Genomic DNA, 11,477 nt, shown 5'->3' on the forward strand with positions numbered 1-11,477 from the left:
AATCCGACATGTCACATCCCTGATGCTGCAATAAGTGCAGTCTTAGCGCGCGGGACTGTCGGATGTCTTAACGCGGCCCCCTGCGGAAGCCATGGAACGCTGACGTTTCAATTCAAATGCCGTGCATCGCGCCTTGGGGTCGCCCGGACACGCGGCCGGATGCGCCGCCCTCAGGCGAACGGGTTGATCCGCGACGTCCGCGCACGGCCCAGGATCAGCTGGGCGGCAAGCGGTGCGTCGCGGCTGCCGCTTCGGGCATGGCGGCGCAAGTTCACATCCGCCAGCGCCATCAGGATACGCGCATCGCTGGCCGCGATCAGCCGGTCGGCGGACAGGCGCGCCAGCTGGCGGGCCGTGCGGCCCCAGCTGCAGACCAGCACCGTCCGCGCCGTCATCACCGCCAGTTGCAGCGTCACCCCGGATGCCAACGGCGAGGGCGCATCGAAGATCACGACGCTGTCGCTGTAGCTGCCGTGATCCAGCAGCGTGCGGATGCGCTCGGCCAGGGGTGCCGCCGCCGGGTCGGGCCGGTCCTCCAGCCGGACCAGACGCAGCATGGTGCCGCCATCCCGCAGCATGCCCCATTCCTGGCCGACATCCGGTGCCGCCGTAGCGGGGTGGCAATCCACCACCAGCACGCGCCGGCCCAGCCCGTTCAGCCCCAAGGCCAGCGCCGCCGAGGTCATGGTCGCGTCCCCTTCCCGACCGCCGGGGCAGACCAGCATGCTGAGCGGCACCGCCGCGCGCGATTGCGACTGGATCATCACCAGCATCGCACGCAGGGCATTGGAAAAGGGATGTCCGGGATCGGAGCGCACCAGACGGGTCAAGTTGCGGGCCTCGCGCCGCCACAGCCGGGGCAGCAGGCCCACGGGCACCGTATCGGGTGACAGGCGCAGCTGTTCGGTGCTGCGGATGCTGCGGTCCAGCATTTCCGACAGGCCCACTGCCAGCAGCGCCGCCATGCCCGCCAGCACGACCGCCATGGCCGGGCGGCCGGCACGGTCCTCATCTAGGCATTTCGGCTTTGCCGGGCCGACTGTACGCAGGCGGGCCTGATGCGGGCCTTCGACCGGATCAAGGCGATCAGCCCGGCCGACTGGCCCGATCTGGATTACGCCACCCACGCTTTGACCGGAACCGACCAGGTCCGCATCCTTGATATCTGCGACCCGGCCGACGCGGCCTAGGCTGCCATCCATTTGTCTGCTGGAACAGCGGCCCCTCTCCCTCTAGATCTGGTCGCGCGGAACAGATCGGAAGGAAAGACCATGGCGCTGCAGTTCATCCTGAAAATTCTGGCGATCCTCTCCGTCTGGGGCATGGCCGCCTTGGTTGCCGTGGTCACGATCCTGCCGTTTTCGGACAGCAACATCTGGTGGATCAGGGCGATGGATTTCCCGCGCCTGCAGATCGCGATCCTGGCAGGGGTGGTCATGTTGGCGGGGCTGTTTCTGTCGGGTCCCACGCGGGTCTTCATCCCCGTCCTGATGCTGGCGGCGCTGTGCTATCAGCTGGCGCGGATCTATCCCTACACGATCCTGGCCACGCCGGAACTGCAGCTGGCACCCGAAGGGACCGACCAGGTGCGGGTCCTGTCGGCGAACGTGCTGATGGAAAACGACCGGCATGACCTGGTGCTGGACCGGATCCGCCAGTTCGACCCCGACATTCTGCTGCTGATGGAAACCGACCATACCTGGCTGGACGCGATGGAGCCCGCGCTGGCCGGATATGACACCGTGATCCGCCATCCGCAGGACAATTACTATGGCATGATCTTTGCCACGCGCCTGCCCGCATCGGATGCGCGCATCATCTATCTGACCGAGGACGACACCCCCTCGCTGATCGCCCAGCTGACCTCGGCCGAAGGACGGGCGTTCCGCTTTGTCGGGCTTCACCCCCGCCCCCCCGTGCCGGGCGAGGATACCGAAAAGCGCGACCGCCAGATCTATTACGCAGCCAAATTCGCGGCCTCCACGGACATGCCCCTGGTGGTGACGGGCGATTTCAACGATGTCGCCTGGTCCGATACATCGCGCAGCTTCAAGCATGTCGGGCAGTATCTGGACCCGCGGATCGGGCGCGGGATGTATTCCAGCTTCGACGCCACGCGCTGGTGGCTGCGCTTTCCCATCGACCAGCTCTACGTGACCGATAACGTCGCCGTCACGTCGCTGCAGCGCTTGGACCCGATCGGATCGGATCACTTCCCGATGGCCGCCACGCTGAACATGGACGCCGCGGTCGCCAAACGGCTGAACAGCACCCCCAAACCCATCGCCGAGGATGAGAAGGAACTTGTCAACGATGCCGTCGCCAAGATGCGCGACACCCTGGGCCACGAGAAGTTCTGAAACATCCAAGACTGTTCGTGGCAGCGCTGGCATGCAGGCGACGATCCGAACGACCCATTCGATTCAAATCGCGGATGACGTCTTGGCGACCGATGATCCCGCGCCGATGCTTCGGCGCGGAATTTTTCTTGGCTGGCCGACTTAGGGTCGAGGCAACCTGTGCGGAAGCCCCGCCGCTGTCAGGTAGTCATAGAGCTTGCGGTAATTCCCGGGGTATTTCTTGAAAAATTCGGTATAATCGGCCATCTCCTCCAACTGAGACAGTCGGGTATCTTCCTTGATCTTTCCGGCGCGGATATTGGGCAGCGCAAGGTGATTGCACAGCTCTTCGGTCCTGCGGTCATGAACGACCCACAGAGTCTTCACACCCGCCTGCAATGCCACCATGTTCCCATGAAATCTTGTCCCGAAGCAGAACCTGTGCATGGCCATGCGCTCGAACCACTTCTGCAGATCATAGATTTGCGAAAATCGGGTATCTATCCAGTTGAGGAACTGAGCTTCATCCAGAGAGGTTTTCCGAAGGTAGTTCTTGAATTTCTTGCTGTCCCTGAGGGCCTCGCGATCCCCCTCCGAGGCGAGAAGCTCATTATATTCCTCTTGACCATAGACGTAGGCATCATTCTTGATGGCCAAGTCTATGATTTGATATTCGGCCCCCGGGGCCGTATAGTTGAAAGCCAGACTGGCATTTTCATCGTATTGATTGAAATGATCCGCATCCAGTTGGGGCTTCATCGACCAGAAGCAGGATTGGCATCCCATCACCGTGGTATTCTTAATCCCCGCCTTTTCCAGAATGCTTTGGGTATTGTCACCCCTGACCGCTATTTCCTTGGATCGCTCGGACAGAACGGCAAGCATCCTTTTCGTGGCGTTGGGCAATTCCGTCGCTTCAGCATTGAAATGCTGCTGGGCGCCCAATCCCAAGGTGACAATCGGCAAATTGGTCCTGGAAAAGTTCCTCTCAAGAATTTCATGCGATTTCACGATCGGAAGATCGTCAGTAGCACCGGGCCGGATTCCGTTCGCGGCTACGAAAAGAATATGTCCGTATTCGCTGTTGGCCTTTTCAACCTCTTCCTCTGTCCATTCCCGGAACGGAAAGTTGTCGTAATCCATCAACAATCTTCGTGCCGTTTCGGCGTGCATCATGTTGCCGGTATTTGCATGAGGAACACGCTCGGATTTCGCGGATGTTCCAATGACCAGTGTTTTCTTCATTTTCTTCTCACATCAAGATAGCGCGACATTGCCGGATCATGTGACCGCCACACTAGCCGTCTTCGCAGTTCGTGTCAGGCTTGGTCGGATTCAGGCGGCTGCGACGGCCAAGCCGATCAGCGGCATGTCATTGTCAGGAGTGTTTCAACTTGCTGCCGAGAATCTGCGCGATCACGTCCTCATCCACCTTCTCGCCCAGAAAATCGAATATCTCCTGCACATAGGATGGACCTTCGGCGTACCGCTCGTACTTGACCGTAAAACTGATGTCAGGATTATCCGCAGAAAAGTCGGCATACATTCTTTCGGCATTAGAGATCATGGTCATGACATCTTCATGCTTGCGATTTTTCCACCAAGCGGATTTCGCCACATCGTCCGCCATGCGGGTCTGGAACAGGAATTTTGAGTTCGGGAAAGTGTTCTTGATATAATCCAGGAAATTCGGAAAGAAGGCGCGGTCCTCATGCCATCTGATTTCCTTGAAACCAGACACCCTGACCGTTTCATCCGGCCTTAAAATCTGCGAAACGAAGCTGTCGGCAAGGGATTTGGAAAGTGCCTCGGGGTCGATGAGTTCCGCGCCGTACCAAGGATCGCTGCTGGTCCCGATAATATTTCGGAGAAAGGTTTTCTGCTCCGACTTGGCCTTGTGCAGATCCTCTCTGCGCCAAATAAAGTTGTCCCATTTCGATGTCACCACCGCCGCCCGGGCAAGGTGATAGAGGGCATTCCCGTTTTCGCCCCTGATCTGATATCCGGGGATCGCGTTCAGCAATTTTTGTGTCAGCGTGGAACCCGAGCGCCCATATGTGACCACAAAGACATAGCCGTCCTTGGGGGCGGAAAGCGCAGGATAGGGTTGTGAGTGCATTTTCATTCCTCTCGGGGCCGTTCCTGCCCGGCCTCCAACATCGCTGCAAGACGCGCCATCGCGGGGGCGACCGCGCTGTCCCAATCGCGCCCCTGCATGTCCTGACGCGCCTGTCCCGACATCTTGTGCAACAGTTTCCGGTCGCGCGCCATCCGGCCCAACGCCTCGACGGCTTCGATCACGGTGTCATTCTGCGACAAGACCACGCCGTTCTGCCAATGGCGCACCACCTCGGATACGGCCCCGGCATCGGTCGCGACCGGCACGACGCCCGAACGCATCGCTTCCAGAATCGTCAGCGGCAGCCCTTCGAAATAGGAGGGCAGGACAAAGACGTCAGCCCATTCGAAAGCCGCGGCCAGTTCCTCGGGGTCGGTGAGCGCCGGCTCTATCATCTGCACGATGCGGGTGGGCAGACGCGCGCCGTTTCCGGACACCACCTGCTTGCCAATCAAGCGCCATTGCACCGACGGAATTTCGGTTTGCGACAGGTCCACGATCCCGATCAGGCGTTCGAGGCCCTTCTGCTGATCAAGGCGGCCCAGATAGATGACCTTCAGCCCTTCCTTGGCATCCATCCCGCCACGCCGCGCGTCGATCGCCTTCCTCGACGTTTCGGGAAGATCAAAGCTGGGCGCGTTCAGAACCGGGACGATCTTTTCCTCGGGGACGCCCATCGCGTGGCACCAATCGGCAAGCTGTTGAGAACAGGGCAGGAACAGATCATAGGCGTGTTCGAAGGCGAGCCCCAGATAGGTGTTGCCCACAAGCCGCTTGAACGGGGTGTGGTCGTTCAGGTGCAGCGACAGGCCGGTCTTGACGCCGAACCTGCGCAGGCGCCCCATCAGACCGGAAATTGCGCCACCATGGAAATTGATGACCACGTCAAGCCAGGCCAGCATCGCCGTCGCGTCCCGCTGATCCCCATGGCGCGACCAATCGGGCACATCCGTGCCGATATAGCTTGAACCTGCCCCGCCCCAGGTCGCGAAATCCGTATCGGCCAGAAAGGTCACGCTGTCGAATGTGTCACGCCACTCGTCGCTGAACTGACAGCCATCCGCGTCGACGATGAAAAGATGCGGGCGCCATCCGGCACGTTTCATCGCGCGGGCAGTATTCAGGGCGACACGTTCGACCCCGCCGAATTCCACCAGCGGAAGGACAAAGCCGACATCCGTGGCCCCGTCCGCAACCCGGGGATAGGCAGCGTTGGCCAAGGTCGGGATCCGCGTGATCTCATGCGTGCGCGACCGCCAGGGGATGTCGGGGCGGCGCCAGTCCCAGTTCAGATCAAGTGCGCCCCGCTTGGGCGATGCCCGGAATTGCGAACACAATGCGACGAAATCATGCGCGGCGGCCTGATAGGGCGTCTGGCCTTGGAAGAACTGATGGTTCAGCCGATATCCGATCGACAGCGTCGGCGTCGCGCAGGGCTGCGCGGCTACCCCGCCCCCCCAAGTGATCGAGCTGTCGCGCATGATCTTGGTCATGATCTTGGGCGCGATCATCAACATCGCCGCATTCAGTTCGCGAATGCCGTGAACGTCCTCCTCGATCCAGGACAGACGCTCGGATTCCTGGGGTTGCAGCTCCAACGCGACGAAGGGCCTTTGCGCCAGCCTGCGTTCCATCGTCCAGAGCAGACCGTGCAGCAGCTTGGCCGCCTTCAGCTGCGCCAGAACGGCAGAATGCGTGATAACCAGAATGGGCGGGCAATGATGCTGCGTGTTGTCGGTCTGGGTGCGCCACCACATCGCCTCGAACTCGGCCAGCGGGATGCGTCGCTGATCACCCAGGTCGGGATCGGTGGTCAGCAGGACCTCGTCGCGGTCGGCAAGGCAGATCGCATAACGAGGCGCCTCGACCTGTTCCAGCGCTGCCAGCCCGCGCGGGCTGAAGATCGCCTTGTGCTTCTTGCGCAACTCGCTGCGAATGGCTTCGGCGTCACGTTCGGAATCGGCCAGCATCGATTCGGCGCGCTTGCGATAGAGAAACCCGAAATTCTCGATGTTCTTGCCGCGAAAGCCCGCTGCGGCCGCGGTCAGGAAGAAATCCCAGTCCTCGAAGCCGGACTTGAACGTGGTGTCGAAGAAGACGCCCGCCTCGAAGACCTTGCGGCGGATCAGGCTGCCCGCCTCGCAGATGTTCATCGCGGTGTGGATCAGCAGCGAATAGTCGCCGCCGTAATCGCCGGCCCATTGCAGGCCGAACATGTCGATATTGGGATAGATCCAATCGGCGGCAGGATCGTCGCGCAGAGCCTGCAGGGCATTGCCAAGCGCATCGGGGCGCAGCCTGTTGTCGGCATCCAGCATGTAGATCGCCTCGACCGACGGCCAGGTCTTCAGGGCATGGCGGATGCCGTGATTGCGGGCATCGCTCAAGCCGCCATTGGGCTTGCGCAGATAGGTGACCCGGTCGGGATAGGCCATGGCATAGTCGCGGCAGACGCGATCCGTTTCCTGGTGGGGGCAGCCGTCATTCACCAGGATGATCGCGATCTGCGCATCGCCGCGCTGATCCAGGACGCTTTCGATCGCTTCCGACAGAAGAACCGAGTGGCGGAAGATCGGCACCACCACCGCGATCGCAGGCGAAGTCGCCGCCGCGGGAACATGCGGCATCGGCAAGGGCGCATCGTCGAACATCTTCGTCACCATCCTCAAAACTGCAATGTCAGGTTGGCAAAGGTCGACCAGCCATAGGCATTGCTGCGAACGCCTTCGGGCAGACGCGTCAGCAGATAGACATCGCAGGGCATGTCCAGCGAATTGGGCAGGACAAGATGCACCTGACCATCCTCCAAGGGTGCCATGCGCACCCATTCGGACACCAGATGGGGTTTGAAATTCGGCAGATCGCCCGACTGGCTCGGCCGATCCGAGGTCGGTGACAAGGCGATGCGGTATTCGATGTCGTTGGCGCTGCCGTGGAAGGTCCTGATATCGGCATAGATGTGCCGCGCCCCGGGCAGGGCGACCCCGGAGAGGATGCCGCCCGCGGTCCGGTCTTCCAGCACGTGTACCAGCAGGGCCGAACTGTCGGGTTGCAGTGTCATCGTCTGCGACAGGTTGTTCAGATCGCGCGCCATCGTCAGCGTCTCACCCAGGACCCGCCGCAAGCGGTTGCGACCACCGATCGGCAGGATGGCGGTCGCCGCCAAGGGGGCGCTGGCACCCGCGATCCAGCGCCAGATCTGAAGCGCCGGCACGTTCGGGCTGCGCCGGTCATCCAGCAGCGGCTGGAACCGTTCTTCGGGATGCTGGAACGAGCTGGCGATGCGGACCGAGCCGGTCCCCTGATAGGCGACGCGCAGCAGCACCGTCACTGCATCCGACCCCAGCGCCCGCTCCATCGAGAGCCGCAGCCACCCCTGAGACAGCTTTCTGGCCGGAACTTCCCAGATGGCCAGCGTCTGGCCGCTGTCCGGGCTTGACAGGCTGACATGCAGAACCCCATCGGCGGGCGCCGTTTCATTGGCGACAAAAATCGAGACGTCGCTAAGACCGATGCTGGTCGCGGGCAGCCGCTGGACCAGCTGCATGCCGCCGTTCAGCACGATCGAAGGCTGAGCGGCCACGGGCGACAGCGTGATATCCAAAAGCCGCTTCTGCGACGTGTTGCGATAAAGGAAGGCCTCGAGGTCACGAAAACCCGCCTGGGTTTCTTCGTGCTGACGACGAAGGATACCCAGTTCGCGCATGAACCGTGCCGAACGCACGGCCGAGGCGCCGCGTTCGGCGGTCATCCCGGCAACCAGCCGCTCAAGGATCGAAACCCGCAGCGTGGCGGCATCCGCCGATGCGGACGCCAGCAATTCGGGCGCCAGCAATTCGGGGGCCGGTGCACCCGTCACCTCTTGCCACATGTCGCCCAAGACGCGCAGGTGCCCGGCAGCGGCCGAGGACAGCGCCAGACGACCGATGGCCCGGATGGCCACGGTTTCAAAGCTGAGCGTCACCCCCTGTTCGTCCTGGAAGACGACCTCTTCGGCCAGGACCCGGCTTGCGATCAACGCGACCGGCAGATTCAGCGCCTGCACCTCGGCCAACTCGGACGACGAAACCACAAGACTTGCGGCTGCGGCAGCTTTCCCTGCCAGACCGGACGACTTGGACTCGGGGCTTGCGGCGGGCGCGAGTTGCTGGGTCATAGTTATACCATCAATTGTGCAATGCTTGGCGATCAAATGCGATATTTGTGCAAAAGAGGCAATGCCTGCCCCCATGATGCGACCGATATCTGCCGACCCACGCAAACTTAGCCATTTCTGCAGATTTCGTGTACATCAATTTTGCACGATGGGCATGGCCTTTGCAGCCTGCGACAAGCATCCATGCCGAATGGGGCGCGCCGATATGCCAACAATCCTCGCAGAAACAAGGCCGGTCCCGCCCGCGTTGGTTATTCCGAATGGCACCCGGGAAACGGGCTAGCGCGCGTTCTGCAAGGTGGCCGAGGGCAATTCGCCGAAAAGCGCGCGGTACTCCTGCGAAAAGCGGCCGAAATGCCAAAAGCCGGTCTTGGTGGCTGCCTGCGTGACCGTCGCACCCTCCAGGATGCAGGCGCGGGCCGTGTTCAGGCGCAAGGCACGGATGTAGTCCGCAGGGCTGATGCCGATCTGCCGGCGCAGGGTGTATTGCAGGGTGCGGCGGCTGACGCCCAGCAATTCGCAGGCTTCGTGGATGGTGGGGGGCTGCTCGCGGGCAGGATCCGCGGCGATGCGGCGCAGGTCGTCGACCAGTTCGGCTCCCCGAGGCGCCTGCGTCGACGGGGCGGCCTGGAAAAGCGCCTCGGCCAGAAGGGGCGTGATGTCATCCAGCTCGGCCTGGCCCGACATCAGGTCACGCATCACCTGGCCCAGACGGTGAAACAGCGGTGGCGGCAGATCCAGCAGATGGGCGCGCTTCAGGCGATCGGCCAGAAGGTTGCCTTCGGCGGCGTCCAGATGGGCCAGCAGCTGGGTCCGCGGTATCACGATGCCCATGATGTCCAGATCTGAGGGTGTGTGGAACTGAAAGCCCTCGCGGCCCGAAAAGACGTGCAGCTGATGGCCGCCGCAGGGCGATCCGCAGAACCGCGCCGGGCCCCTGACGGCCAAGGGAATGCCCACCGCCAGGACGTCATGGCCCACGATGCCCGATTGCAGCAGGCTGCGGCTGGTCACTTCGCGGAACAGATAGGCGCCGGGCAGATGCGCCTCGGACAGCATGCCCGAAAAGGCGCCCCGCGACAGCTGGGCATAGCGCTGGTTCCAGCCGGCCAGCAGGGTGGATTGTTCCTCGACCGTGGTCGCATGGCGCAGGCGCGCCGAATGAGGGTCCAGATGCATCGCGTGATCCTGCCATAAACCGTTGCGGACAACTGCGCCCTGCCCCCCGCGCACCGCAAGGACGGGGCGGGCCAGATCGCAACGGCCACCGACCAGTTGCCCGTAAAATGGGCAGACTGCGCGATCCTGCCCGCAGCGATTGCGGCTGCAAACCCATCCGAACGTCGCTGTTGCCGAAATCGGATAGCGGGCAGGGAGCGATTCGCGTCAGCCCTTGAGGACGACATCGCAGAACATGACGCCAAAGGCGCAGATCCTGACAGGAAGGGAAAACGGCAATGACGCAGATACATGGGTCAGGCCAGCCGCAGCTGGCCAAGACGCTTTCGACCGTGCAGCTTTGGGGGATCGCCGTCGGGCTGGTCATCTCGGGCGAATATTTCGGGTGGAGCTATGGCTGGGGGTCGGCCGGCACATTGGGCTTCATCATCACCGCGCTGTTCGTGGCGATGATGTACACCACCTTCATCTTCAGCTTCACCGAGCTGACGAGCGCCATCCCCCATGCGGGCGGCCCCTTCGCCTATGCCCGCGCGGGCTTGGGCGAGACCGGCGCCTATTTCGCCGGCATGGCCACGCTGATCGAATTCGTCTTTGCGCCCCCTGCCATCGCGCTGGCCATCGGCGCCTATCTGAACATCCAGTTTCCAGGGCTTGACCCCAAGGTCGCCGCGGTGGGCGCCTATGTCGTCTTCATGGCGCTGAACATCGTCGGCGTCGCGTTTGCCGCCACGTTCGAGCTGGTCGTCACCCTGATCGCCATCTTTGAACTGCTGGTCTTCATGGGCGTCGTGGCGCCGGGCTTCCGGATGTCGAACCTGACGGCGGGCGGCTGGTCCGGTCAGGACGCCTTCACTTGGGGTGCGATCCCCGGCATGTTCGCAGCCATCCCCTTTGCCATCTGGTTCTTCCTTGCCATCGAGGGCGTCGCCATGGCCGCCGAAGAGGCGAAGGACCCCAAGAGCTCCATCCCGCGCGCCTATGTCGCGGGCATCCTGACGCTGGTCGCGCTGGCCATGGGCGTGATGGTCTTTGCGGGCGGCGCGGGCGACTGGACGCAGCTGGCCAACATCAACGACCCGCTGCCGCAGGCCATGCGCTATATCGTCGGCGACAGCAGCGGCTGGCTGCACATGCTGGTCTGGCTGGGGCTGTTCGGGCTCGTGGCGTCGTTCCACGGCATCATCCTGGGCTATTCGCGCCAGATCTTCGCCCTTGCCCGCGCCGGATACCTGCCGCCCGCGCTGGCGGCCATCCATCCGCGCTTCAAGACGCCCCATCGGGCGATCCTGGCAGGCGGCGTCGTCGGCATTATCGCGATCTTCAGCGACAGCTTTATCACCATCGGCGGCCAGCCCCTGACGGCGAACATCGTGACCATGGCAGTCTTCGGGGCGATCGTGATGTATATCCTCAGCATGGCCAGCCTGTTCCGGCTGCGCCGCACCCGGCCCGACATGCCGCGCAGCTATGTCACGCCCTTTTATCCGGTCTTTCCGGCCTTCGCGATGGGCGCGGCCATCATCTGCCTGATCGCCATGACCTATTACAACTTCACGGTTGCGGTGATCTTCGTGGCGATCATGCTGCTGGGATACGTCTACTTCCGCATGACGCGCGGCCAGCGCAGCGCCGCTGCCATGCCGCAAGTCGGCTGAGGGCCACAGGTCGGGGCGCAGGTCGC

The 11,477-nt window shown here is 62.4% G+C and carries 9 protein-coding genes; 3 read left to right on the top strand and 6 right to left on the bottom strand.

The genetic code is table 11. The features are described from left to right. Window positions 1–170: 170 nt before the first annotated feature. Window positions 171–986, bottom strand: a complete 816-nt coding sequence (locus DKT70_RS00670; protein WP_111557364.1) for a P-loop NTPase family protein — start codon at window positions 984–986, stop codon at window positions 171–173. 72 nt (window positions 987–1,058) lie between these two features. On the opposite strand from DKT70_RS00670, the gene DKT70_RS18605 reads away from it, so the two are divergent. Both DKT70_RS18605 and DKT70_RS00675 read left to right on the top strand, forming a co-directional pair. After that, the gene (locus DKT70_RS18605) at window positions 1,059–1,190 is read left to right on the top strand and encodes a hypothetical protein (protein WP_267895636.1); all 132 of its coding nucleotides are present in this window, start codon (window positions 1,059–1,061) and stop codon (window positions 1,188–1,190) included. 81 nt (window positions 1,191–1,271) lie between these two features. Beyond that, entirely contained in the window at window positions 1,272–2,360 is a 1,089-nt protein-coding gene (locus DKT70_RS00675) for an endonuclease/exonuclease/phosphatase family protein (RefSeq protein ID WP_233490357.1), read from the top strand. 141 nt (window positions 2,361–2,501) lie between these two features. Here DKT70_RS00675 and DKT70_RS00680 read toward each other — a convergent pair whose 3' ends face one another. The 5 genes from DKT70_RS00680 to DKT70_RS00695 all read right to left on the bottom strand — a co-directional run bounded on the left by DKT70_RS00680 (window position 2,502) and on the right by DKT70_RS00695 (window position 9,793). Further along, window positions 2,502–3,584 (bottom strand): polysaccharide pyruvyl transferase family protein, encoded by a 1,083-nt coding sequence (locus DKT70_RS00680; protein ID WP_111557365.1) that lies wholly within the window; start codon window positions 3,582–3,584, stop codon window positions 2,502–2,504. A gap of 133 nt (window positions 3,585–3,717) precedes the next feature. Beyond that, a complete protein-coding gene (locus tag DKT70_RS00685; RefSeq protein ID WP_158529916.1) occupies window positions 3,718–4,458 on the bottom strand; it encodes a sulfotransferase in 741 nt (246 codons plus the stop codon). A 2-nt stretch (window positions 4,459–4,460) separates the two neighbouring features. After that, on the bottom strand, window positions 4,461–7,121 hold the full coding sequence (locus DKT70_RS00690; RefSeq protein ID WP_158529918.1) for a glycosyltransferase: 2,661 nt from the start codon (window positions 7,119–7,121) through the stop codon (window positions 4,461–4,463). A gap of 2 nt (window positions 7,122–7,123) precedes the next feature. Beyond that, entirely contained in the window at window positions 7,124–8,614 is a 1,491-nt protein-coding gene (locus tag DKT70_RS17975) for a DUF6212 domain-containing protein (RefSeq protein WP_158529920.1), read from the bottom strand. A 279-nt stretch (window positions 8,615–8,893) separates the two neighbouring features. Then, entirely contained in the window at window positions 8,894–9,793 is a 900-nt protein-coding gene (locus tag DKT70_RS00695; protein ID WP_111557368.1) for a helix-turn-helix domain-containing protein, read from the bottom strand. A gap of 278 nt (window positions 9,794–10,071) precedes the next feature. Between DKT70_RS00695 and eat the strand changes: the two genes are divergently transcribed. Next, window positions 10,072–11,451, top strand: coding sequence for an ethanolamine permease (gene eat, locus DKT70_RS00700; RefSeq protein ID WP_111557369.1), 1,380 nt, complete (start codon window positions 10,072–10,074; stop codon window positions 11,449–11,451). Window positions 11,452–11,477: the final 26 nt, after the last annotated feature.

Origin of the sequence: Paracoccus sediminilitoris, assembly GCF_003259195.1 — a bacterium.
Classification (GTDB): domain Bacteria; phylum Pseudomonadota; class Alphaproteobacteria; order Rhodobacterales; family Rhodobacteraceae; genus Paracoccus; species Paracoccus sediminilitoris.

What these genes read in the sequence shown, in the direction of transcription:
- DKT70_RS00670 (WP_111557364.1), bottom strand. Translation starts at nt 986, where the DNA reads ATGGCGGTCGTGCTGGCGGGCATGGCGGCGCTGCTGGCAGTGGGCCTG.
- DKT70_RS18605 (WP_267895636.1), top strand. Translation starts at nt 1,059, where the DNA reads ATGCGGGCCTTCGACCGGATCAAGGCGATCAGCCCGGCCGACTGGCCC.
- DKT70_RS00675 (WP_233490357.1), top strand. Translation starts at nt 1,272, where the DNA reads ATGGCGCTGCAGTTCATCCTGAAAATTCTGGCGATCCTCTCCGTCTGG.
- DKT70_RS00680 (WP_111557365.1), bottom strand. Translation starts at nt 3,584, where the DNA reads ATGAAGAAAACACTGGTCATTGGAACATCCGCGAAATCCGAGCGTGTT.
- DKT70_RS00685 (WP_158529916.1), bottom strand. Translation starts at nt 4,458, where the DNA reads ATGCACTCACAACCCTATCCTGCGCTTTCCGCCCCCAAGGACGGCTAT.
- DKT70_RS00690 (WP_158529918.1), bottom strand. Translation starts at nt 7,121, where the DNA reads ATGGTGACGAAGATGTTCGACGATGCGCCCTTGCCGATGCCGCATGTT.
- DKT70_RS17975 (WP_158529920.1), bottom strand. Translation starts at nt 8,614, where the DNA reads ATGACCCAGCAACTCGCGCCCGCCGCAAGCCCCGAGTCCAAGTCGTCC.
- DKT70_RS00695 (WP_111557368.1), bottom strand. Translation starts at nt 9,793, where the DNA reads ATGCATCTGGACCCTCATTCGGCGCGCCTGCGCCATGCGACCACGGTC.
- eat (WP_111557369.1), top strand. Translation starts at nt 10,072, where the DNA reads ATGACGCAGATACATGGGTCAGGCCAGCCGCAGCTGGCCAAGACGCTT.